Raw genomic sequence first — 23,879 nt, 5'->3', positions numbered from 1 at the left:
CTCATCTATGCCGTCGAATGCTCCTAACTCCAGCGGATTGCAGCGCCTGATCGCGCAGCTTGCACCTCTGCTGATCGTCTGCGCCCTGATGTTCGCGCTCCCGGTGCTGCTCAACAACGACTTCCTGCTCAACAAGGTCGCGCGCTATCTGGTATTGGGCATCCTCACGATATCGCTCGGGCTGTCCTGGGGCTTCGGCGGCATCCTCAATCTCGGCCAGGCGATGAGCTTCGGGCTCGGCTCCTACGCCATGGCGATGGCGCTGAAGCTCAAGACCGTGCCTGTGCATACGGGGGCCAGCGGACTGCCGGACTTCATGGTCTGGAACAATGTCCAGCATCTGCCGTGGTTCTGGGAGCCGTTCCGGTCGCTCAGCTTCGCTATCGCGGCGGGCCTGCTCGTGCCGGCGCTGGTCGCGGCGGGGCTCGGCTGGTTCATGTTCCGGGGACGGGTCACCGGCGTCTACGTCTCGATCATCACGCTCGCCACCATGGTGGTGATCAATCTCGTGATCATCGACCAGCAGAGCTACACCGGTGGCTTCAACGGAATCACCGATCTCGCCCAGCTCGAGCTGTTCGGCATCGCGTTCGATGCCTATGGCCGCGCGACCTACTACCTCGTCGCCGGATGTGTGCTGCTGAGCCTGCTGGTGGCCTTTGCCTTCACCAAGTCCAGGGCCGGCCTGATCGTGCAGGCGATCCGCGACCACGAAAGCAGGGTGCGCTACTTCGGCTACGACGTCGCGCTCTACCAGATCTTCGTGTTCGCGCTATCGGCTGCGATCGCGGGCCTCGCCGGCATGCTCTACACGGTGGTGATGGAGTTTGCCTCGCCGACCTTCCTCGGCGTGCAGCTCTCGCTCTCGGTGGTGGTGTGGTGCGCGGTCGGCGGCAGGCAGAGCCTGGTCGGCGCGTTCCTCGGCGCGGTGCTGGTCGCGGGCATGCAGGGCGCGCTGTCGGAATCCGCGGCGTTCCTGGAGACCTGGACGCTGGTGATGGGCGCGTTGTTCGTGCTCGTGGTGCTGTTCCTGCCCAAAGGGCTCGCCGGCCTCGCGCAGTCCACCTGGCGCTGGGTTGCCCAGCGCAGACAGGCTGCCGGCAGCGCGGTCGCCCGCGGTGTCAGCCAGACGGAGGGCAGCACATGAGCTCCCATCTCGACCTCCGCGACGTCTCGGTCAGCTTCAACGGTTTCAAGGCGCTCAATTCGCTCAACATGAGCGTGCGCAAGGGCGAGCTGCGCTGCCTGATCGGGCCGAACGGCGCCGGCAAGACCACGGCGCTGGACATCATCTGCGGCAAGGTCAAGCCGAGCGCCGGCACCGTCAGCTTTGACGGCACCGCGCTGCAGGATCTCGAGGAATACGAGATCGCCCGTGCCGGTGTCGGCCGCAAGTTCCAGGTGCCGAGTGTGTTCCGCGAGCTCTCGGTCAGCGACAATCTCGAAGTGGCGCGGGCGCGCCGCACCTCCGTGCTCGGCAATCTGCACTGGAACATCGGCAACGCCGGGCGCGACGACATCGAACGTCTTGCCGAACTGGTCGGGCTCACCGAGCAGCTCGACCGGCCGGCCGCCTATCTGTCGCACGGCCAGACCCAATGGCTCGAGATCGGCATGCTGGTCGCCCAGGACGCCGAGCTGATTCTGATGGACGAGCCGACCGCCGGTATGACGGCGCAGGAAACCCGCAAGACCGCCGAACTGTTCGTGCGGCTGAAGGGCAAGCACACCTTGATCGTGGTCGAGCACGACATGGGCTTCGTCAAGGCGATCGGCGACATCATTTCGGTGATGCATATGGGCCAGATGCTGGCCGAGGGCACCGCAGCGGAGGTGGAGGCACATCCGGAAGTGCGCCGCGCCTATCTCGGATCGGGAGGCATCAGCCATGCTTGAGCTGACCGACGTCGACGCGTTCTATGGCAACAGCCGCGCCCTGCAGGGCATCAACCTGATGGTCGGCAACGGCGAATTCCTGTCGGTGCTCGGCCGCAACGGCGTCGGCAAGACCACGTTGATGCGCAGCATCCTCGGCCTGATGGACCGGTGCACCGGGCGTCTGTCGCTCGACGGCACCGACATCTCGCCGTTGCGCACCTATCAGCGCGCCAAGGCGGGCATCGCCTATGTGCCGCAAGGCCGCGGGATCTTGCCGAAGTTCACCGTGCGGGAGAATCTGACGCTTGGAACCTTCGCAGCGAAATCGGCCAACGGCATCGAGGAGTGGGTGCTCGAGCTGTTTCCGGTGCTCAAGGATTTCCTCAACCGCTACGGCGGCAATCTCTCCGGCGGTCAGCAGCAGCAGCTTGCGATCGCACGCGCGCTGCTTGCCCAGCCCAAGGTCATCCTGCTGGACGAGCCGACCGAGGGCATCCAGCCGAACATCGTCGAGCAGATCGAGGACGTGATCACCCGCCTCAACCGCGAGCGCGGCATCACGGTCGTGCTGGTCGAACAGAACGTCGCGTTCGCGCGGCGCGCGTCTCACCGCTTCGCGCTGCTCGAAAAGGGACGCGTCGTCGCCAAGGGCGCGATCGGTGAGCTCACCGATGATCTCATCCAGCTGCACATGGCCGTGTAGCGGGAATTTATCGTTCAGAAAGGGAGTCGAGACATGTTGCATGGAGATATATCGAGCAGCAAGGACACGGTCGGCGTCGCCGTGGTCAACTACAAGATGCCGCGCCTGCACACCAAGGCCGAAGTGCTGGATAACGCGCGCAACATCGCCAAGATGGTCGAAGGCATGAAGCTCGGCCTGCCGGGCATGGATCTCGTGATCTTCCCGGAATACTCGACCCACGGCATCATGTACGACTCCAAGGAGATGTACGAGACGGCCTCGTCGGTGCCGGGCGAGGAAACCCGCATCTTCGCCGACGCCTGCCGCAAGGCCAAGGTCTGGGGCGTGTTCTCGCTGACCGGCGAGCGCCACGAGGAGCATCCCAACAAGGCACCGTACAACACGCTGATCCTGATGAACGACAAGGGCGAGATCGTTCAGAAGTATCGCAAGATCATGCCGTGGGTGCCGATCGAGGGCTGGTATCCCGGCGACTGCACCTACGTCTCGGAAGGGCCGAAGGGGCTGAAGATCAGCCTGATCATCTGCGACGACGGCAACTATCCGGAGATCTGGCGTGACTGCGCGATGCGCGGCGCCGAATTGATCGTCCGCTGCCAGGGCTACATGTATCCGGCCAAGGAGCAGCAGATCCAGATCTCGAAATCGATGGCCTGGGCCAACAATTGCTACGTCGCGGTCGCCAATGCTTCCGGATTCGACGGCGTCTATTCCTACTTCGGCCATTCCGCGCTCATCGGCTTCGACGGAAGGACGCTCGGCGAGTGCGGTACAGAGGAGAACGGCATCCAGTACGCCCAGCTCTCGGTGTCGCTGATCCGCGACGCCCGCCGCAACATGCAGTCGCAGAACCATCTCTTCAAGCTGATGCACCGCGGCTATACCGGCCTGATCAACTCCGGAGAGGGCGATCGCGGCCACGCGGTCTGTCCGTACACCTTCTACAAGAACTGGATCACGGACCCCGAAGGTACGCGGGAGATGGTTGAAGCCATGACCCGTCCGACCGTCGGGACCGACGAATGTCCCATCGAGGGCATTCCGAACCAGAAAGTCGCACATCGTTGATTGGAAAAACCGAGCTGTGCCGGCGCGATGATTCGCGTCGGCGCGGTTCTGAAATTGTTGCAGCGGGAAACGGGGGTTACCATGAGCAGCGAAGCAAACAGCGGGCTGGTGCATCAGGCCGAGGGGCAGATCGACGACCTTTTCGGCCACGAGTTCGAGCATGAGCCGGTGCCGATCAGCGCCCGGCGCAGCGCCTTCTCGGTCACCATGGTGTGGCTGGGCTTTCCGATGATCATCACCGGCGCGATGACGGGATCGCTGCTGGTGCTGGGGATGGGATTCAAGAATGCGCTGATGGCGATGATCATCGGCAATCTGATCATGTTCGCCTATGTGGGCGCGCTCGGCCTGATCGGCACGCGGAAGGGCATGAACTTCGCGCTGATCGCGAGTATCGTCTTCGGCAAGAAGGGCTATGTGCTGGCGTCGGGGCTGCTGTCGACCCTGCTGCTCGGCTGGTATGCAGTGCAGACCGGCATCACCGGAGCATTGATCTCCTCGACCTACGGCCTCAACTATGTGGCGATGACCATCGTCGCGGGCGTGCTCTATATCGGCATCACTTTCGTCGGCGTGAAGGGATTGCACTATATCGGGCTGGCGTCGGTGCCGCTCTTTGTCGTCCTCGGTCTCTGGGTCGCGGCCGACGCAGCCTCGACCACGACGGCAGCGGCGATCTTCAGCTATGCCGGGAATAATGGCGTCGCCAGCATGTCGATGGGCGTCGGCCTCACGGTGGTGCTTGCGCTGTTCATCGACGCCGGCACGGTGACCGCAGACTTCAACCGTTGGGCGCCTAGCCCGCGGGCATCGTTGTTCGCCACGTTCAGCGCGTTCCCGTTCGCCAATCTGGTGGCGATGCTGGTCGGCGGCGTGATGACGGCTGCGCTTGCGGTGCCGAATGCCAATCCATTCGGTGTCGACAACATGTTCGGCTACATGAACGGCAAGCAGCTCACCTGGCTCAGCATTCTCGCGTTCATCTTCCTCTACGCCAATCTCGGATCGGTCTGTTCGCATTGCCTTTACAATGCGGCCACCGGCTGGTCGCGCATCCTCGGGACCAACATGCGGCTGATGGCCGTGATCCTCGGCGCTATCGGCATCGTCGTCGCCGCGGGCAACGTCTGGGCGTTCTTCATCCAGTGGCTGTCGCTGCTCGGCATCCTCGTGCCGCCGATCGGCGCGATCATCCTGGTCGATCAGTATCTGTTGCGCACCGGGTCGCGTGCGGACGTCGACTGGCGCGCGAAGCCGTTCATCGCCTGGGGCATCGGGTCGCTGTGCGCCTTTGCGGTTGAAAATCTGATGCCGGGGTTGTCCACTGCGATATCGGCCGCGCTGGTCGCCGGCATCGTATATGGGGCGATCGCGCGGGTGGAATCCACCGAAAAGGTGGCGCGTCCCGCCTAAGCGACAAGCTCGATCAAGCAAGAAGGGTACATCAATGAGCGTCGACTATCAGATCTATGATCTCGGCAATCTGACCTTGCAGCGCGGTGCGACCCTCCGCGACTGCAAGCTCGCCTACAAGACGTTTGGCCAGCTCAACGCGGCCAAGGACAACGTGATCGTCTATCCGACCTGGTACTCCGGCCAGCACTACGACAATGAATGGCTGATCGGACCGGGCATGGCGCTCGATCCGGCGAAGTACTTCATCATCATTCCCAACATGCTGGGCAACGGCCTGTCGTCGTCGCCGAGCAATACGCCGGAGCCTTACAACGGGCCACGTTTTCCGCAGGTGACGGCCTATGACAATGTCCGCGCCCAACACCGGCTGGTGACCGAGAAATTCGGCATCAAGCACATCCGTCTGGTGGTCGGCTGGTCGATGGGTGCGTTGCAGACGTTCCATTGGGGTGCGCTCTATCCCGACATGATGGATCTGCTGGCGCCGTTCTGCGGCTCGGCGAAATGCTCGCGCCACAATTACGTGTTCCTCGAAGGCGTGAAGGCCGCACTCACGGCGGACGCAGCCTGGAAGGAGGGCTGGTACACCGACAAGCCGGCCCGCGGCCTGCGCGCTGCTGCGCGGGTCTATGCCGGATGGGGCTTTTCGCAGGCGTTCTACCGCGAGCAGCTCGACATCAAGACGATGGGTTATTCGTCGCTGGAGGATTTCCTGGTGGCATTCTGGGAAGGCTTCTTCCTGCCGAAGGACGCGAACAATTTGCTCACCATGCTGTGGACCTGGCAGAATGGCGATATCAGCGCCAACGAGATCTACAACGGTGATTTCAAGGCTGCGCTGAGGGCGATCAAGGCCAAGGCCTATGTCATGCCGGGGCAGACCGATCTCTACTTCCCGCCTGAGGACAGCGAGAACGAGGTCGCGAACATGCCGAACGCCAAGTTCGTGCCGGTACCGTCGATCTGGGGCCACTTCGCGGGCGGGCCGGGGACCAACCCGGTCGATGTCGCCTTCATCGATACCAAGCTCAAGGAGCTGCTCGCATCGTGAGTTTGAACGGTTGCGAACGGCGGCCTGCGCGATCATGGGAGGCGTGAGCTTGTCCAATCCCGCTTTGCTGCTCGACCAGTACCGCATCCGCCAGGAGCCGTATTACCGGCCGCTCAAGGATGAGGTCGAACTGTTCGGTGCAGCCTATGCGAGCCGCATGCCGGTGATGCTGAAAGGCCCCACCGGCTGCGGCAAGACCCGCTTCATCGAGTACATGGCCTGGCGGCTCGGCCGTCCGCTCATCACGGTCGCCTGTCACGAGGACATGACGGCGGCGGATCTGGTGGGCCGCTGGCTGCTCGATGCCGAGGGTACGGTGTGGAGCGATGGACCGCTCACGACGGCCGTGCGTCTTGGCGCGATCTGCTACCTCGACGAGATCGTCGAGGCGCGCCAGGACACTACGGTCGTGATCCATCCCCTGACTGACGATCGGCGCGTGCTGCCGCTGGAAAAGCGTGGTGAGCTGATCCACGCGCATTCCGATTTCCAGCTCGTGATTTCCTACAATCCGGGCTACCAGAGCGCGATCAAGGACCTCAAGGAATCCACCAAGCAGCGCTTTGCGGCGCTGGATTTCGGCTACCCCGACCGGTCGGCCGAAACCGAGGTGGTGTCGCGCGAGGCCGGCATCGAACCCAATCTCGCCGATCTCCTGGTGAAGATCGCCCAGCACAGCCGCAACCTGAAGGGGCAGGGTCTCGACGAAGGCGCTTCGACCCGGATGCTGGTCAATGCCGGCCGCTTGATCGGATGCGGCATCAGCCTCGAAAAGGCGTGCGAGACCACGATCGTCGTTCCCCTGACCGACGATGCGGACACCAGGAACACGTTACGTGACGTGATTTCGGCCTCTGCGTAGACGGAAATTCGGAGGTGGCAGTCGCGCAAATCAGTTCGCTCGATGGCTTCCGGTCCGGGCGCCGGCTTGCGGCGCTCTTGCGCGGCCACGATGAGATCGCCGTGGCGGTGCAAAAGGCGCGGGCCAGCTTGCACCGGATGGGTTCGTTCGATCGTCTGGCGGCCTGGGACGAGGCGGTGCACGACCTGTTCGAGGCCAATCTCGGTCAGGCCGTGGTACTGGGCTTTCTAAAACTATCGGAGCAATGGCCGGCGCTGCGATCGACCGATGATCTGATCGCGATCGGACGCGCCGCAGGCGATATCGGTCGGAGCGCCGGAAGCCGCACTGCCCATGGGTTGCTGACCGAATTGTCCAAGGTGCTGCCGCGGCTAGGGCGTGCTGAAGAACTCGCCGCCGTTCTTGGCGCACTTGGCAAACTCGCAGATGCAGGCCCGGAATCGGTGGGCCTTGCGATCGGCCGGCTGGAGCCGCTGCTCGCACATGCCGGGGCCGACGATTTTTCCGCCTGGGTTTCGGCCGGCTTGCGCGCAAGCGGCGGCCGCGCTTCGCGCCGGCGCGCCTATTTCGCGCTCGACGATCCGCTCTCGCTTCGGCTGTTCGCGGTCGGCCGAACCGGCGATGATCTTGCGCGCCTGGAAAAGCGCCTCGCCGCAACCACGATCGCGCTCTGGAACAGGAAGCCGCGTTTCCGCAAGCTTGCGGTTGCGCCGACGCCGGTGCCGCGGCGCGCCTCGCTCGCCGCCGGCCTGATCGGCCTCCCGGAGACCTTCCCTGGGTTCGCGGGCGAGGGGGCGGATGCCATCTATCTCGCCGCGGTCGCGCATGCCGGCGCGCATTTGGTGCACTCCACGGTCCGCTTTCCTGTGGGGCGGCTGAAGGCGCTGCAGATCGCGCTGGTCTCGTTGATCGAGGATGCCAGGGTCGAGACGCTGGCGCTTGGCGAGATGCCCGGGCTGCGCCGGCTGTGGTTGCCGTTTCACAGTGCGACGCCATCAGGCCAGGCGACTGCCGCCGGACTGATGATGCGGTTGGCGCGGGCGCTGATTGATCCGGACTATCAGGACCCGGATGCGTGGGTGACCAAGGGGCGCGCGCTGTTTGCGGCAGCCGCCGACCGCTGGATTGATCCGGCCATCAGCCGCGAGATTGGCGGGCTGCTCGGCAACGACATCGGGCAGATGCGGCTGCAGTTCAACGCCAAGAGCTACGTCGTCGAACCGGCCTATCGCGATGACAATCTGGCGCTGTGGGATTTCGGCGATCAGCCGGACAGCCCGACTGAGACGATCGAACTTGCGGTCGATTCGGTGCGGATCGAGCGCCGCGACGACGCCGATGGAAAATCCACCGACGACAACGCAAAGCCCGACGAAACGCTGCGCGCGAAGGCCGCAGCGGTCACGCTGCTGGATGGATTTCCGGTCGCGACCTATCCTGAATGGGACTATGCGACGCGGACCGAGCGAGCGGACTGGACCACGATCCTGGAGGCTGATGCCGCGGTATCCGCGCAGCCGTTCGACCCTTCGACGGAATCCGAGGCGATGCGCTGGATCACCGAGTTGACCCGCGACGCCTCGATCGGCCGCCGCATCAGACACAAGGGCCAGCGCGACGGTGACGCGCTCGACATCGACGCGGCGATCGCGCTGACGATCGAGCGCCGTGCCGGCAGTATCAGCGAGCCGAGGGTCTACCAGCGCGATGCGCCGGGACCGCGCGATCTTGCCGTGCTGCTGCTGCTCGACCTGTCGCAATCGACCGCGGACCGCGATCGTCGCGGCCGGACGGTTCTCGACGTCGAGCGCAAGGCCGCCGCGATCATGGCGACGGCGGTCGAGGCTGCCAATGACGCGATCGCGGTGCACGGCTTCAGTTCCGACGGCCGCGAGCGCGTGCGCTATCTCCGCATCAAGGGTTTCGAGGAGCCGATGGACGCCGTCGTGCGCTCGCGTCTCGCGGGCCTTGGCAGCAGCCATTCCACCCGGCTCGGTGCCGCGTTGCGTCACGCCGGGGGCTACCTCGCGGGGCGGCGTGCGTTCCGCAAGGTGTTGCTGGTCCTGACCGACGGCGAGCCGTCCGACGTCGACGTGCCCGATTCGCAATATCTGGTCGAGGACGCGCGCCGTGCCGCTCAGCAGCTGCGGCGGCGCGGCACCGATATTTTTGCCTTCGGCATCGGTGAGGACAGATTTCCGCAGCTCGATCGCATTTTCGGCGAGCGCCATGCACTCCGGGTGCCGCGTATCGAGGTACTGCCGCAACGGGTGATGCAGCTTTATGCGGAACTGAAGAAATAAGCTGCCGCCGCGAGCGGGCTCGGATCCCATTCCATGAGCCTACGCACCGCTGTCACACTTCGACGCTAACGTTGCAGATTGGACACAGCCGCCCGCCCGGGAAACAATCGACGCGGATACGATGAGCAATGGATATCTTTCGAGGGGCCTGGCAGGGCGCCCCTCAGACGCTCGTCGGTTGTGCGTTTTGATCTGCCTCTGCATGCTGGGTGCGGGCAGCGATGTTGCGATGGGGCAGCAGAGTCCGACTGCCGCCGCGCCGCGCCTCGCCTTCGATATTCCGTCGCAACCCCTGACATCCGCACTGGAAAGTTACGGCGCCACGTCGCGGCGTGAGGTGCTTTACGATGCGCGGCTTGCGACTGGCCGGCGCTCGGGCGAGGTGAGGGGCGTCTTCGCGCCATCAGAGGCCTTGCAGATTCTGCTTGATGGCACCGGCCTTGTCGGCCGCCTGACGTCGGAGAATGCCGTGGTGATCGTGCCCTCGGCTCCGGCCGCCGGGCAGCCAACGACGACCGACGTCGATGCGCGAAAAGGCGATCCGATCATTCGCGCCCGTTACTATGCCGTGGTGCAGGAGCGTGTTCGGGACGCTTTCTGCCGCGACGCTTTGCTGCGGCCGGGCCGCTATCGGATCGCCGTGCAGTTCTGGATCGCGCCAACGGGATCCGTGCACCAGACCAGGTTGTTGAGCAAGACAGGCGATGACCGCGTCGACAGCGCGATCGAGACGACGCTTCGCGGATTGAGAATGAACGAGGCGCCGCCGCCCGACATCTCGCAGCCCCTCACGATGGTCGTTGCGGCGCGACCGCCGGAATGGACGCAGGACTGCGCCGGGATCGACGCAATCCGGACCAGCGGTGGGGTGAATTGAGCGTGCCGCAATGAGCGACGCAACCCGGACCATGCTGCGCAGCTTCCTGGCTGCCCGTTATGACGATCTCAAGCTGCGGCTGAGCCGTCGTCTCGGATCGGCGGAGCTTGCCGGCGATGCGTTGCAGGACACCTATCTGCGTCTCGGGCGGGCCGAGGTCACCGAGGCGGTGCAGAGCCCGGCCGCCTATCTGTTCCGCATGGCCTTCAACGTCGCAATCGACCGGCAGCGGGCTGAAAAGCGGCGTCTGGCGCGCAATGAGGTTCAGGATCTGCTTCACATTGTGGACGATGCGCCGGGGCCGGGTCAGATCACGGAGGCTCGCTTCGAGATCGAGGTGCTGGAGAAGGCGATCGCGGAGCTGACGCCGCGCCGCCGGGTCATCCTGCTGGCCGCGCGGCTTCAGGGGATGCCGCAGCGGGAAATTGCCAGCCGGCTAGGAGTCTCGTTGCGCCTGGTTGAGAAGGAACTTCGTATCGCCCAGGAACACTGCGCGCTGAAACTGGGAAAATAGTTGTGCGGTTGATGGCTATCGCGAACGTCAAGTGGATAGGCGGACGGTTCGGCCGCATAGGCTGCCGTTTGCCGGCGCGGCGAGGCAAGGCCGCATGACGCGCGAAGGCGGTAAATCGACGATAGGGCTCGGCGCGATGGAGCGGGAGGCACATGCCTGGGTGAGGCGCTTGACGTCCGGAGACGCAACGGTCGAGGACGCCGAGGCATTCCAGCTGTGGCGCCAGCAGAGCGCTGCCCATGCGATTGCCTTTGCCACGGCAAGCAAGCTTTGGGAGACGGTCGGCCAGGCCGGCCATAACCTCCGGTATGACCAAGCGTCGCTCGGCGCGTTGCTTGACGGCGAAGCCAAGCGCGTGATGACCCGCAGGCTGGTGCTCGGCGGGGGGCTTGCGACCGCCGCTGCCGCCGTCGGAGCCGTGACGCTGCGGCCCCCGCTCGAGCTCTGGCCATCATGGTCCGAACTTGCGGCCGACTACCGGACCGGTACGGGAGAGCAGCGCAAGGTTGCCTTGAGCGGCAATCTGTCGGTCAACCTCGACACACGAACCAGCATCGCGCTGCGCCCGGATCATGGCGACACCAGCCGGATCGAATTGATCACGGGACAGGCATCGATCGCGACGGCCCCGCAGCAGTCCCGACCGGTGACGGTGATCGCGTCCAGCGGTCAAACCGTTGCATCGCAAGCCTCGTTCGACGTGCGCTACCTCGGAGCCGAGGTTCGTGTCACCTGTCTCGGCGGTGAGGTTCGCGTCGAGCATCAGGGGGACGCCCGTATTGTTCGTGAAAGGCAGCAGATCGTCTATGACGAGCGGCGCTTGAGCGACATCGTCGCGATTGATCCGGCCGTCGAGGCGGCCTGGCAGGATGGATTGCTGATCTTCCGTTACACGCCGCTGCCCAAGGTGGTGGAGGAGGTCAACCGGTACCGGTCGGGTCGGATCTTCATCGTCAATGCCGGGCTCAACGCCCATCTGATCAACGGCCGCTTCCATATCGATCGGATCGACGAGGTTCTCCTGCAGCTCGAACAAGCCTTTGGCGTGAAAGCCAAAACACTTCCCGGCGGCATTGTGCTGCTCAGCTGAGGAGGCTTGCCGCGGCCTTGCAAAAAATTTCGAGTCCGGTGTGCGGGCCGGCCCATTCGGGATCGTCACAGCCGCGAGGGTCTCGGTACTGGCGCTGAGACGCGAAATCTTCGGCTGTCGTCGCCCCTGCGCAAGAAAGCGATTCCATGGTTCCCCGACTCTCCAGGTCTCTCACCCGCGCGACCGTTCGCACCACATTGTTCGGCAGCGTCAGCGTCGCGGCACTTCTCGCCAACACGCCGGTGGTCGCGCGCCCGTTCGGATCGAGCTGGACGGTATCACCGTCGGCCGCGGCGATGGCGGCTTCGCAGTCGGCAGCCCAGGACGCGGCAGCAGCCGGCAAGCAAGGGCAGGATGCGATGGCGCGGGCCACGCGCGCCATCCAGGCGATCCAGGGCCTGCAGAACGCGGCGCGTGCCGCGGCGCAGACCTCGCAGCGTTCGGTGACGCTGCCGCAGCTCGCCGTGCCCAACGGCCTTGCGCCCGGCGGCCTGCAGGTGGCGCCGGGATGGCAGGGCGCGAATGCGCCGACGCAGGCGATCGATGCCGCCGGTCAGACCCAGGTCGGCATCGCGCAGACCAGGGCGCAGGCGATCCTCAACTGGAACTCATTCAACGTCGGCGCGCGCACCACGCTGACCTTCGACCAGCAAGGCCATGCGAATTGGGTGGCGCTCAACCGCGTCGTCGGCAGCACGGCGCCGAGCCAGGTCCTCGGCAATATCAAGGCCGACGGCTCGGTCTATCTGATCAATCAGAACGGCATCATCTTCGGCGGCGCGAGCCAGGTGAATGTCGGCTCGCTGATCGCCTCGACCGCCAACATCACCGACACCCAGTTCCTGCGCAACGGCATCTACTCGCAGCAGTCCGGCGGCCAATACGCGCCGAGCTTCACCGATGCCCGCGGCGCGGTGAGGGTCGAGGCCGGCGCGCTGATCTCGACCAGCGCACCGTCGTCGGTGACGCAGGGGGGCGGCTTCGTCCTGTTGATGGGAACCGAGGTCAGCAATGCCGGATCGATCAGCGCACCGCGAGGTCAGGTGCAGCTCGCCGCCGGCAACGACTTCCTGTTACGGCCGGGTCACAGCACGGACGCCAACCAGGCCTCGACCACGCGCGGCAACGAAATCTCGCCGATCGTGCGCGACGCGGTCGCGGCCGTCGGCAATTCCGGCCTGATCTTCAGCCAGCAAGGCGACATCACGCTTGCCGGCCGCAGCATCACCCAGAACGGGGTGCTGGTCGCCACGACCTCGGTCAACACCCGCGGCACCATCCATCTCCTCAACGCGGCCTCCGATGCCGCGGGCAGCATCACGCTCTCCGGCGGCAGCCTGACCGCGATCCTGCCCGAGCTCGACAGCAGCGACACCGCGCTCGACAGCCAACGCAGCCAGTTGGTCGCCGATTCCAAGGCCTTCACCCACGCCCCGGTCGCCAACGCCCAGTTCGATAACCTCTCGCTGCTTTCTGACCGGCTCGACCAAGGACGTATCGAGATCGTCAGCGGCGGCAGCGTCAACTTCAAGGACGGTTCGACCACGCAGGCGCAAGGCGGTCAGGTGGCGGTCAGCGCCGGTCGCCGCGTCTTCGCCGAGAGCGGATCGATCATCGACGTCTCGGGCGTGCGCGGCGTGCTGCTGCCGATGTCGACCAACAATCTCCTGATCAACGTGCAGGGCAACGAGCTGCGCGACTCGCCCGCCAATCGTGATCGGGACAATCTGAAGAACGCGGATGTCTGGATCGACGCGCGCGATCTGGTGTTGTTGCCGGCAGGCACCGGCGGCTATGCGACCGACCGCTACTACACGCCGGGTGGCCTGCTCGAGGTCTCGGGATATCTCGCCAATACCGCCCACCGGATCGGCGAATGGGCCGCGGTGGGCGGCACCGTCACGCTGTCGGCGCAGGAAGTCGTCGCGCAGAAGGGCGCGGTATTCGACGTCTCCGGCGGCTCGGTCAGCTATCAGGGCGGCTACATCCGCACCACCAATTTCCTTGGCGCGGACGGCCGTCTCTACAGCGCCAACCAGGCGCGCGCCGACATGCAGTTCTACGGCTTCGGTGGGGGTTTCATTCGCGAGCACATGCTCGGCGGCAAGGTCGCACCGAATCTGACCGAGATCTGGACCAGCCCGTTCGGCAAGGGCCGCGTGACCACCCGCTGGGAGGACGGCTACACCATCGGCCGTGACGCCGGCTCTCTCGTCCTGTCGACGCCGACGGCAGTGTTCGAAGCTAACATCGTTGCTGATGTCGTCACCGGTTCGCGCCAGACGACCGCGCGGCCGGACGGCACCACCGACGGCTACAGGCTGTCCCAGAATGTCGCGCCGCTCCAGGGCAGGCTCGCGCTCGGGGGCTATTCGGGGCTTGGCCTCACCGGTGCATCTGCCGCGCAGGTCGTCTTCGGCCGGACGCCCGAGATCACCGATGCGCTGAACGCCACGTCGGTCCTGCCCGACGATCGGATCGGGACTGCATTGTTCAATTCGGACGCGCTCAGTGCCGCCAGGCTGGGCGGTCTCAGTGTTGCGAGCAGCAAGGACATCCGCGTCGAGGCGCCGCTCGAGCTTGCTCCCGGCGCGCAGGTGACCTTCATGGCGCCGCATGTCGAGATCGGCGCGAACGTCACGGCGCATGGTGGCAGCGTGACGCTGACCAATCTCATGCATGCCGTATTCGGCCAGGGCCAGAACGAGCAATGGTGGGCGCTGCGAGACGCCGACGGCAAGTCGCAGGTGACGGTCGGCGAGAACGTTACCGTCGATCTCAGCGGGCTGTGGAGCAACGCGCTGACCGGAGCGGATATATCCGGCCAGGCACATGTCGATGGCGGCAACTTCACCGTTTCGACGACCGGCGGCATCACGCTCGCGGGCGGGTCGCAGGTCGATGTGTCGTCGGGTGGTGCCATCCTGGTGACCGGCAAGACGAAGGGCGGTAAGGGCGGCAATGCCAGCCTCGTGGCCAATGACTATTCGCATCTAGCCTGGACGCAGTTCTTCACCAACCCGCTCATCCTCGACGGCACGATCCGCGCCTATGGCTTCACCGGTGGCGGCACGCTGACGCTCAACGCAGGCCATGAGATCGCGATCGGCAAGGCCGTGGCCGATGCGCTGGTGCTCGATCCAGCGATCTTCCAGTCCGGCTTCACGGCCTACAACATCAGCAGCAACACCGGCATCCGGATCGGCGAAGGTGTCCGCGTGGACGCCGAGGTGCCGGTTTATCGCTTCACCTCGCGCAGTTTCACCACGCCCAGCGGGAGCCTCGTCACGGAGGCCGCGGAGCTCTGGACGCCCCCTCGATTCACGATCAATTCCTTCGCGCGCAGCGCCACGCAGCGGGTCGGCGCCGATCTGACGTTCTGGAGCCTGCACGATTTCACACTGGCGAAGGGCGCATCGATCGACGTCGATCCAGGGCATTCGGTCTCGATCTTCGCAAATCGCCAGACCGTGATCGACGGTGCGATCAAGGCACCTGCCGGTAATATCCTGATCACGAGCCTGCAGGATGCACCCGGCGACACCCGCTACAACATGGGTTACGGCGAGTTCGGCCTGACGCGTTCGTTCTGGATCGGCGACGACGCGGTGCTGGACGTCTCTGCGCGCGACGCGGTCGGGCGCGATGACCATGGGATCTCCTACGCAGTCGTGCCGGACGGCGGGACGATCCGCATCGGCGGCACAGGGGCGCTGGATCCCAAATATCCCATTGTCAGCGATGCCTTCGTGATCGTTCGCCCGGGTGCGCTGATCGATGCGTCGGGCACCTCCGCGGTGGTCGATGTCCAGAGCGGCAACCGCTATATCCCGACTCTTGCCGCGAGCGATGGCGGGACGATCTCGCTCTATTCCAGCTTCGGCATGGCGCTCGACGGCACCTTGCGCGCGGCGGCGGGCGGCAGCGGCGCGTCCGGCGGCGCGCTGAACCTGACCATGTCGTGGCGTGGCTACATCGTCGGCCAGCCCGACTCCAGTTCGCCCTATGCCAGCAGCGAACTGCCGCCGGAGTTCCAGAGGTCTCGCGATATCACGCTGGTGCAGAACGCTACGGGTAGCGGCTTGAGCGCCGGTCTGTCGCCCGGCCAGGCCGATCCGGCGCTGCAGTTCGGGCGGACGGTGATTGGTGTCAATCAGGTCGAGAAGGGCGGCTTCGGCTCGCTCGCGCTCTACACGCGCGATCTTCTCGTGTTTGACGGCAATGTCGATCTCAGCCTGTCGCGCAGCCTTCGGCTGTCGAGCGGCGTCATTGCGGCGGCGGCCGGCACGCCCAACAGCACCGTCACTTTGTCCGCGCCCTATGTCAGGCTTGATGGCGTCTACAACGCCGCAGATGCGCAGACGGCGGTTGGGTATTCCCCCGGGATCAACAATCTCCGCGTCCGGAACCCGGCTGCGGGCGGAAGCTTCACAATCTCCAGCGATTTGATCGATGTCTACGGCGCCGTCCAGTTCGGAGCCACCGGTGATCAGGGCAGCGGTGCTGTGGATCTCGGACCTGGTCGTCCGATCAGCCTTCCATTCGACGCTCGTGGTTTTCATCAGGTCGCGCTGCAGAGCAGCGGCGACATCCGCTTCGGTACCGGCGGGCTCGATGTCGAAAACCTCGCGCTGACCGCGGACCAGATCTATCCGTTGAGCGGCGCGGTTGCCGTCATCAAGGTCGGGCTTCGTCCGAGCGGGACCTTTTCCGCCTATGATCCCGACGCGGATCTCATCATTCGGCGCAACGACGACGCAACCCCGGCGGTTCCTGCGTCGGTGTTCGGCGATCTGGTCTTAATTGCAGCCAATGTCGATCAGGGCGGCGTCGTACGTGCACCGCTGGGGCGCATCTGGTTCAATAATTATACGAGTATCGTTGTCAACAATACGCCGTCCAATGCGCGCGTCACCTTCCGCAGCGGCAGCATCACCTCCGCGAGCGCGGCCGGCCTGGTCATTCCTTTTGGCGGGACCTCGGACGGGGTCGCCTATCAGGGCGCGGACGGTACGCTGCGCAATCTGGCGGCCGCCTCCTATGACGATCATGCAAGTAACGTCCTGATCGCAGCCGGTATCTCGATCAACGCCGCATCAGTCATCGGTGAGGCCGGAGCCGTGCTCGATCTCACCGGCGGCGGCAAACTCACTGGCGCGGGCTTCATCTCCGGCCGCGGCGGCTCGGTCGACGTGCTGAAGACGGCGCTCGTCAACGCCAATCCGGTCAACAGCTACAGCACCGCCGGCAACAAGGTCTATGCGATCGTACCGGGATCCGCGGTCGATTACGCGCCGGTGATCGCGACCAACGGCGCCGGCGATCCCGTGATCGGCCAGCAGATCACGCTTCCCTCCGGCGCGCCGGGAGTGCCGGCGGGCACCTACACGCTGCTGCCATCAAGCTACGCGCTGGTGCCGGGCGGCTATCGCGTCGAGCTCGGCGCGACCGGAACGACTGTGATGCCTCCGGTGACTGCCGGCAATGGCTCCGTGGTCGCGTCGGGCTTTCTCGGCATCGCTAATACCGGAATCAAGGATACGCTGCCGACGCGCGTCATCCTGACCTCCGGCCAGACCACGCGGCTCTATTCGCAATACAACGAGACCAGCTATGCCGATTTCGAGCGCGCGCAGGCGGCCACGTTCGGCGGCTTCCGGCCGCGTTTGCCGGAAGACGGCAAGGTGCTTCAAATCAGTCTTCTGCCGCCGCTCGACGGCAGCAGCTCGCTGTCCTTTGCCGGCACCGCATTGTTCGATGGCGCCAAAGGCGGCATTGACGGCACGCTGATCATCAAGCCGTCGCTCTCCCCGTTGGGGGCTGCCGTGCTCGACATCGCGGCGCCAGGCGCAACGCCCGTCGCCGGGCACACGACGGTTTCGAGCGACGTCATCAATGCCTTCAAGGCACCGACGCTCATGCTCGGTGGCACGAGCACTTTCTACGCGGAAGGCCCCGGCGATGGCGCCAAGATTTTTTTCAGCGGGGTCTCAACCGAAGCCGTCAACCTGCTCGATGGCGCCACCATCCGCGCGGGCCGGGTGTTCCTGGTCGGCAAGGCCGTCAACATGGCGGGTGGCGCGACTATCGATACGCGTGGGCTGAACAACAACGCCGTCGATTCGACGCTCGGTTATGTCTATTCCAACATCGCGCCGTATTCGACGGCCACGCCCGATGGCAGTCCGGCCGTGCTCGCGGTCGCCAATGGCTGGTTCCAGTTCCTGAATGCGGTTGGACCGGGCAAGATCAACATCGCGAGCGGCGCCTCGCTGCTTACCGATGGCAGCATCGTGCTGGCCGGGCCGGGCGGCCTCACCATGGGCGACGTCAATTTCGCCGCGCGCTATCTCAATGTGACGCAGGAACAGGTCAATGTCGGCACCGAGGCTGCGCTAGCAGCGATGCGGGCCGCGGGCCGGTTGCCGTCCGGATGGAACCTGACCCAGACGGTGCTCGACAAGCTGTTGCGGCCGTCGACGACCGCGGGGAGTCCGGCGCTCGAACAACTCGTCATCACAGCGAGTGGCTCCTTTAATTTGATCGGCAACGTCGACCTGGATGCCACGCGCCAGGGCGGCTCCACCTCCGATCCGCTCGAATTCGTTCTCAATACGCCGGCGGTCTATGGCCTTGGTTCGAGCAGTGAGACCGCGAGCATTACCGCCGACACGATGATCTGGAACGGTATCCGCAGCGGCAGCGGCTCCTCGTCAGGCCCCTTTGGCAGCCAGGCGCCTGCCGCCGTTGTGCCCGGCGGGCCCGGCACGGGATCGGGGCATCTCGCCATCGCGGCCAATGAGATCCTGTTCGGCTACGACGCTGTGCACAGCAGGCCGACCGATGGTGCAACGCTGAACCGTCTCATCCTCGGCTTTTCGGACGTTACGTTGACGGCGGCGAAGCACCTCACCGCGAACAGCGATGGCACGCTGAAGGTCGGCCAGAGCCAGGACAGTAGCGGCGCCCTACAAGGCGGAGCTCTCACTGTTGCGACCCCGCTGATCACGGCAAGCGGTGGGGCAAAGCTCGACGTCAGCGCGGGCGCAGCCCTGCGGCTGGTCACGCCGGCCGGAAGCGCTCCCGCCGATACGCGTAGCGTGACGGATCTCGGCGGCACGCTCTCTTTCACCGGCGACAGTGTCCTGCTCGACACCGCGTTCGCGCTGCCTTCGGGCAAGCTGACGCTCAATGCGACGCACGACGTCGTGCTTGGCGGAAACGCAATGATCGATCTGTCGGGCCGCGGTATCGCCTTCTTCGACGTCACCAAGTTCAGTTGGGGCGGCGATCTCATTTTGAGTTCCACGAACGGCAATATCGTCCAGAACGCGGGCTCGGTCATCGACGTCTCCGCCGCAATCAATGCCGCGGGCTCGATCTCGGCCAAGGCGATCGACGCTGCGCATGGGCAGGTCGCGTTCGGCGGCACGCTCAAGGGATCATCGACGGGTGGTTTCGACAGCGGCCAGTTCACGGTCGCGGCGCAGAGTTTCGGCGATTTCGCCGCGCTGAATGCCAAGCTCAACGATGCCGGATTCTTCAGCGCCCGCAGCTTCGATCTCCGTCAAGGCAGCCTTGTCATTGGCGATGGCGTCAAGGCGCGCTACCTCGCGGTCTCGGTCGATCAAGGCAGCCTCACAGTCGCGGGCAGGATCGACGCGGGCGGGGCCAAGCCCGGCACCATCCGCCTGTCCGCGCGCGACGATCTGAGGCTCACCTCGAATGCCGTGCTCGATGTCCACGGCAGTGTGCTGCAGACCGATTCTTACGGCGCGCCGATCGAAGCGAACAACACCGCGCACGTCGAACTCACCGCCACGCACGGCACAATGACGCTGGCCGCGGGCGCGACCATCGACATGACATCGCCGGACGGTGTGGCCCGCGGCAGGCTCGAGCTCAACGCGCCGCGCCGCGGCGGTGCCGGCGGGGACGGTGCGGGCGCCAACGATATCGCAATCGACGCGCGCGGATCGCTCAATATCCGGGGTGCCGGCAGTATCGCGATGAACGGCTTCCGCACCTACGATCTTCCGGGCGGCAGCGCCATCGATCAGGCCTATCTCGACGGCCTGCATGACGACAGCACGAAGTTCATCAACGCGGCGCTCCAGAATGGCGATCTGCAGAACCGCCTGGCCGGGCTTGCGGCCTATGGCTCGGCCTTCCATCTGCGGCCCGGCGTTGCCATCACCTCGAGCGGTGATCTGTCGACGAAGGGCGATCTGGATCTCTCCGGCTATCGCTACGGGCCGAATGCTGATCCGGCCGTGCGGGGCTCGGGCGAGCCGGGCGCGCTCGTCGTCCGGGCCGCCAATGATCTCAAGATCAACGGCAGCATCAATGACGGCTTCGCGCCGCCACCGGCGTCACCCGATGCAGTGACCGTGATCGTCTCCGGCACCTTGTCGGACGCCTACACGGTCAAAACGGGCGGTGTGCTCCTCGGTGCCGGCTCGACGATTTCGAGCAATGGCACCATCAACATGGAGCTCAACCTCGTCGGCGGAAGTGTCGAGCGAAGCCCGGACGCCGCAAATCCGCTTCCCGTCGCGATCAAATTGACGGAGGACTTCACGGTGAGGGGACCCCCCACGCCAGCAAGGAAGGTGAATGGCGGGCGTATCATCACGCCGGACCAGATTTACAACCCGGGTGATACGATTCCCGTTGGAACGGTGTTTCCGGCCGGCACTGTATTCGAAAAAGGCCTCTATTTCACCGGAAGGGTCTTCATCAATGCATTCAACAGTCTGGCGCTTGAGCCTGTTAATCTGCCGGCGGGGACCAGCCTTGTCCTGTTCGGCGGATACACGTTCACGGCCGATACTCCGCTTCCCAAGGGGACAGTGCTGCCGGCCGGCATGACGAACGTCAATCTGACCGGACCAGGCGATCGCCAGATCTGGGCGACTTCGCCAATGCTCGATCCGGGAACGCAATCCTGGTCGATGCGGCTCGTCGGCGGCGCCGATCTCGCCAGCGCCGACAGCCGCGCGCTGCAGACGGTCGGTGCGCTCGCCGGTTCGGGTAACGTGGTGTTGAACGATCCGTTCAGCGTCACCATCAACAAGCCGTCCTCACCAGGCGTCAGCGTCGTCCGCACCGGCACTGGTAATCTCGAAATTCTCGCCGGCGGCGACTACGACCAGCAATCGCCGTTCGGGGTCTATACCGCAGGCACCGCGATCAGGACGACCGGCACGGCGGAGAATGATCCCTACAATGTCGACCGGGGCACTTTGGCCGACGGCACGGTGCTGGGATCGGCCAATGCAGGTTATGAAGCGACGCTCGGCTCGCAGCGGATGTACTACCCCGAACATGGCGGCGATTTCCTGCTGGTGGCGCAAGGCGACTTGAACGGCACGCTGACGAAGGGAGCAACCCAGATCGGGTCCTGGCTGTGGCGCCAGGGCGGCTCGGAGATTGGTCAGCGGACCGCCTGGGGCGTCAACTTCGGCAGCTATACGCTCGATCAAGTCCGTGACCCGAGCATCTTGTCTTTGGGACTATCGGCGTTCTCCGGCCTCGGTACGCTCGGCGGCGGCAACGTCACGTTGCAGGCCGGCGGCACGATCGGCGACGTGGGCCGGGGTCTGGTCATTGCCGTCGGCGGCAGCGGTCGCGTGATGGCCGATGGCTCCCTGGTGCAGACCGGCGGCGGCACAATGTCGGTGAGGGCCGGCTATGTCGGCACCGGCGGCAATCAGTTCGTCAATCTGCGCGGAGCGATGGATGTCGCGACAGGGGATTTCGGCAGCCTCGTCGCAACCAACGACCGCAATGCCAGTGGGGTGGATCCGCGGCCGATCAACCCGCTGACCTCCTATTCGATGACCAAGCTCGCCGGGGGAGATTTCGCTCCGGGCGACAGCGTGATCAACATTCGTGCGCGCGGCGACCTGGCCGCGGGATCCATCCTCGATCCGGGCCGTGTCGGCCTCACCAGCCTGACGGCAGCCGACAACGGCAACGCGGCCGGCCGGGGCGCGAGCTGGTTCACGCTGTGGACGGGGGCGACCGCGGTCAACGAGTTCGCGGCGGGCGGTTCGCTTGCACCGGGAAGCGCTTCGCCGTATTTCCGCTTCCTGCCTTCGATCATGCGCGCGGTCGCCGCCAACGGCAGCATCTACAATCCAGGCGACGGGACGCTGCTGCCGTCGGAGGACGGCGTGCTGGAGGTGCTCGCGCAAGGATCGATCTTCGGCGATACGATCCTGATGGGCCCGTCAATGGCGCCGCCGTCGACGCTCGCAACGCCGTTCCGGCCCGGCTGGGCAATCCTGAACGGTCCAATCGGACTGACCGTCGCGGCTTCCAATTATTGGAGTGGCAATGCCGTGAGCGACGGTGGCAGCTCACTGGCCGTGTACGCCTATGATGCCGGCGGGTATCCCTTCGTCTTTGATGCAAACACGGTCAAGGACAGGGCGCTGTCGTACGACGGCAATCTGTCGCGCATCTATGCCGTGAGTGGCGACATCTCCGCAATCACCTATGGGCAGATCGCTACGGTGCGCCAGACGATTGCCGGCATCGACGTGAGCAATACCTACTATCAGGCAAGCGGACCGCTGCGGATGCTTGCGGGCGGTGACATCGTCAATACCAAGGGCTTCATCCTCCACAACGATCCCAACGATGTGTCGACCATTGCGGCTGGCGGCAGCGTCATTTACGCCGGCTGGCCCGGGGTCGACTTCGCCGCGAATCGGGGCTGGGCGATCGCCGGACCGGGCACCTTCGAAATCACGGCGGCCAAGAACATCTACCAGGGATCGACGGCGACGATCGAAAGCATCGGAGCACTGGTCGCCGGCGACAGCCGGCAGGGCGCAAGCGTCGTGATGCAGGCCGGCGTCGGCGCGGGTGAAGTCGGCGTCGGGCAGGTCGACTGGACCGGCTTTGCCAGGCTCTATCTCGATCCGGACAATCTCGCAGCCGCCGGTCCGCTCGCCGACCAGCACGGCAGGGTGGCGAAGACCTACGCGGACGAGCTCTATGCCTGGCTGACGGAGCGCTTCGGCTATAGTGGGGCGAAGGCCGATGCGCTCGGCTACTTCCTCGCGCTGCCAGGCGAGCAGCAGCGCATCTTCCTGCGGCAGGTCTACTATGCCGAGCTGACCGCGGGCGGGCGCGAATACAACGAGGTCGGCGGCCCGCGCGCGGGCTCCTATCTGCGCGGGCGGGAGGCGGTCGCGGCGCTGTTCCCGAACCAGTCCGCCTATCGCGGCGACATCACGATCTTCACTGCGGCAACCGGCACACCCGGCGCGGCGAACTTCGCGATCACGAGCGGCTTTGTTCACACCGATTTCGGCGGCGACATCCAGTTCTTGACGCCGGGCGGCGGCGTCACGATCGGCACCGAAGGGCTGCTGCCGGGCGCCGATGCCGGCCTGATCACGCAAGGCGCGGGCAACATCCAGATCTATTCGCAGAACAGCGTGCTGATGGGCCTGTCGCGCATCATGACCACGTTCGGCGGCAATATCGTGATCTGGTCGGCGGAGGGCGACATCAACGCCGGCCGCGGCGCCAAGACGACGGTGATCTATACACCGCCCAAGCGCGCCTACGACAATTACGGAAACATCACGATATCGCCGGTGGTGCCGTCCAGCGGTGCCGGCATCGCAACGTTGCAGCCGATCCCGGAGGTGGCGCGCGGAACCGTCGATCTGATTGCGCCGCTCGGCACCGTCGATGCGGGCGAAGCCGGAATCCGCGCGTCGAGCTTCGTCAACATCGCTGCCTTGCATATCGTCAACGCCGCCAACATTCAGGCGCAGGGTGGCGTGATCGGCGTGCCGCAGGTCCAGGCCCCCAACATGGGCGCCCTGAGCGAGGCCTCGAACACGGCGGGCGCAGCTGCCAAGCAGGCGGCCGTGCCGCGGCCACGAACAAACGAGCAGCCCTCCGTCATCATCGTCGAAGTGCTCGGCTATGGCGGGGGCGACGGCAGCGACGATCAAAAGCGGCGCAGCAACGACAAGCAAAGTCAATACGACCCGAACAGCGCCTTCCAGTTGATCGGCGACGGACAGTTGACCGCGGAGCAGATGAAGAAGCTGACGCCGGACGAGCGCCGTCAGGTCGCGAACTGAC

The 23,879-nt window shown here is 65.1% G+C and carries 12 protein-coding genes; all 12 read left to right on the top strand.

All coding sequences use genetic code 11. The features are described 5' to 3' along the window. Positions 1-7: 7 nt before the first annotated feature. The 12 genes from urtC to CO675_RS35290 all read left to right on the top strand — a co-directional run bounded on the left by urtC (position 8) and on the right by CO675_RS35290 (position 23,878). A complete protein-coding gene (gene urtC, locus CO675_RS35345) occupies positions 8-1,147 on the top strand; it encodes an urea ABC transporter permease subunit UrtC (RefSeq protein WP_097676506.1) in 1,140 nt (379 codons plus the stop codon). Next, a complete protein-coding gene (urtD, locus tag CO675_RS35340) occupies positions 1,144-1,896 on the top strand; it encodes an urea ABC transporter ATP-binding protein UrtD (RefSeq protein WP_097676505.1) in 753 nt (250 codons plus the stop codon). Before urtC ends, urtD begins: the two co-directional genes overlap by 4 nt. After that, the gene (gene urtE / locus CO675_RS35335; RefSeq protein ID WP_097676504.1) at positions 1,889-2,581 is read left to right on the top strand and encodes an urea ABC transporter ATP-binding subunit UrtE; all 693 of its coding nucleotides are present in this window, start codon (positions 1,889-1,891) and stop codon (positions 2,579-2,581) included. Before urtD ends, urtE begins: the two co-directional genes overlap by 8 nt. Positions 2,582-2,614: 33 nt before the next feature. Beyond that, on the top strand, positions 2,615-3,652 hold the full coding sequence (locus tag CO675_RS35330) for an aliphatic amidase (protein WP_092125395.1): 1,038 nt from the start codon (positions 2,615-2,617) through the stop codon (positions 3,650-3,652). Between the two features lie 81 nt (positions 3,653-3,733). Next, complete coding sequence (locus CO675_RS35325) at positions 3,734-5,065, top strand: purine-cytosine permease family protein (protein ID WP_097676503.1); 1,332 nt, start codon at positions 3,734-3,736, stop codon at positions 5,063-5,065. Positions 5,066-5,099: 34 nt separating this feature from the next. Beyond that, positions 5,100-6,119, top strand: coding sequence for an alpha/beta fold hydrolase (locus tag CO675_RS35320; protein ID WP_097676502.1), 1,020 nt, complete (start codon positions 5,100-5,102; stop codon positions 6,117-6,119). A 49-nt stretch (positions 6,120-6,168) separates the two neighbouring features. After that, positions 6,169-6,981 (top strand): CbbQ/NirQ/NorQ/GpvN family protein, encoded by an 813-nt coding sequence (locus CO675_RS35315; RefSeq protein WP_283808135.1) that lies wholly within the window; start codon positions 6,169-6,171, stop codon positions 6,979-6,981. 14 nt (positions 6,982-6,995) lie between these two features. Continuing rightward, entirely contained in the window at positions 6,996-9,284 is a 2,289-nt protein-coding gene (locus CO675_RS35310) for a nitric oxide reductase activation protein NorD (RefSeq protein WP_097676500.1), read from the top strand. A 229-nt stretch (positions 9,285-9,513) separates the two neighbouring features. Beyond that, the gene (locus tag CO675_RS35305; RefSeq protein WP_158231354.1) at positions 9,514-10,161 is read left to right on the top strand and encodes a secretin and TonB N-terminal domain-containing protein; all 648 of its coding nucleotides are present in this window, start codon (positions 9,514-9,516) and stop codon (positions 10,159-10,161) included. A 10-nt stretch (positions 10,162-10,171) separates the two neighbouring features. Next, entirely contained in the window at positions 10,172-10,675 is a 504-nt protein-coding gene (locus CO675_RS35300; RefSeq protein ID WP_097676498.1) for an RNA polymerase sigma factor, read from the top strand. Between the two features lie 94 nt (positions 10,676-10,769). Further along, positions 10,770-11,765 carry a FecR family protein gene (locus CO675_RS35295; RefSeq protein WP_097676497.1) on the top strand — a complete coding sequence of 332 codons (996 nt, stop codon included), beginning with the start codon at positions 10,770-10,772 and terminating at the stop codon, positions 11,763-11,765. 146 nt (positions 11,766-11,911) lie between these two features. Continuing rightward, a complete protein-coding gene (locus tag CO675_RS35290; protein ID WP_097676496.1) occupies positions 11,912-23,878 on the top strand; it encodes a filamentous hemagglutinin family protein in 11,967 nt (3,988 codons plus the stop codon). Position 23,879 lies beyond the last annotated feature (1 nt).

It is taken from the genome of Bradyrhizobium sp. C9, assembly GCF_002532045.1.
GTDB lineage: Bacteria > Pseudomonadota > Alphaproteobacteria > Rhizobiales > Xanthobacteraceae > Bradyrhizobium.
The sequence above is the reverse complement of the archived record's forward strand: the minus strand, read 5'-3'. Positions and strand labels throughout refer to the sequence as shown.

Coding starts and splice junctions, on each gene's coding strand:
- urtC (WP_097676506.1), top strand. CDS start 8: ATGCCGTCGAATGCTCCTAACTCCAGCGGATTGCAGCGCCTGATCGCG.
- urtD (WP_097676505.1), top strand. CDS start 1,144: ATGAGCTCCCATCTCGACCTCCGCGACGTCTCGGTCAGCTTCAACGGT.
- urtE (WP_097676504.1), top strand. CDS start 1,889: ATGCTTGAGCTGACCGACGTCGACGCGTTCTATGGCAACAGCCGCGCC.
- CO675_RS35330 (WP_092125395.1), top strand. CDS start 2,615: ATGTTGCATGGAGATATATCGAGCAGCAAGGACACGGTCGGCGTCGCC.
- CO675_RS35325 (WP_097676503.1), top strand. CDS start 3,734: ATGAGCAGCGAAGCAAACAGCGGGCTGGTGCATCAGGCCGAGGGGCAG.
- CO675_RS35320 (WP_097676502.1), top strand. CDS start 5,100: ATGAGCGTCGACTATCAGATCTATGATCTCGGCAATCTGACCTTGCAG.
- CO675_RS35305 (WP_158231354.1), top strand. CDS start 9,514: ATGGGGCAGCAGAGTCCGACTGCCGCCGCGCCGCGCCTCGCCTTCGAT.
- CO675_RS35300 (WP_097676498.1), top strand. CDS start 10,172: ATGAGCGACGCAACCCGGACCATGCTGCGCAGCTTCCTGGCTGCCCGT.
- CO675_RS35295 (WP_097676497.1), top strand. CDS start 10,770: ATGACGCGCGAAGGCGGTAAATCGACGATAGGGCTCGGCGCGATGGAG.
- CO675_RS35290 (WP_097676496.1), top strand. CDS start 11,912: ATGGTTCCCCGACTCTCCAGGTCTCTCACCCGCGCGACCGTTCGCACC.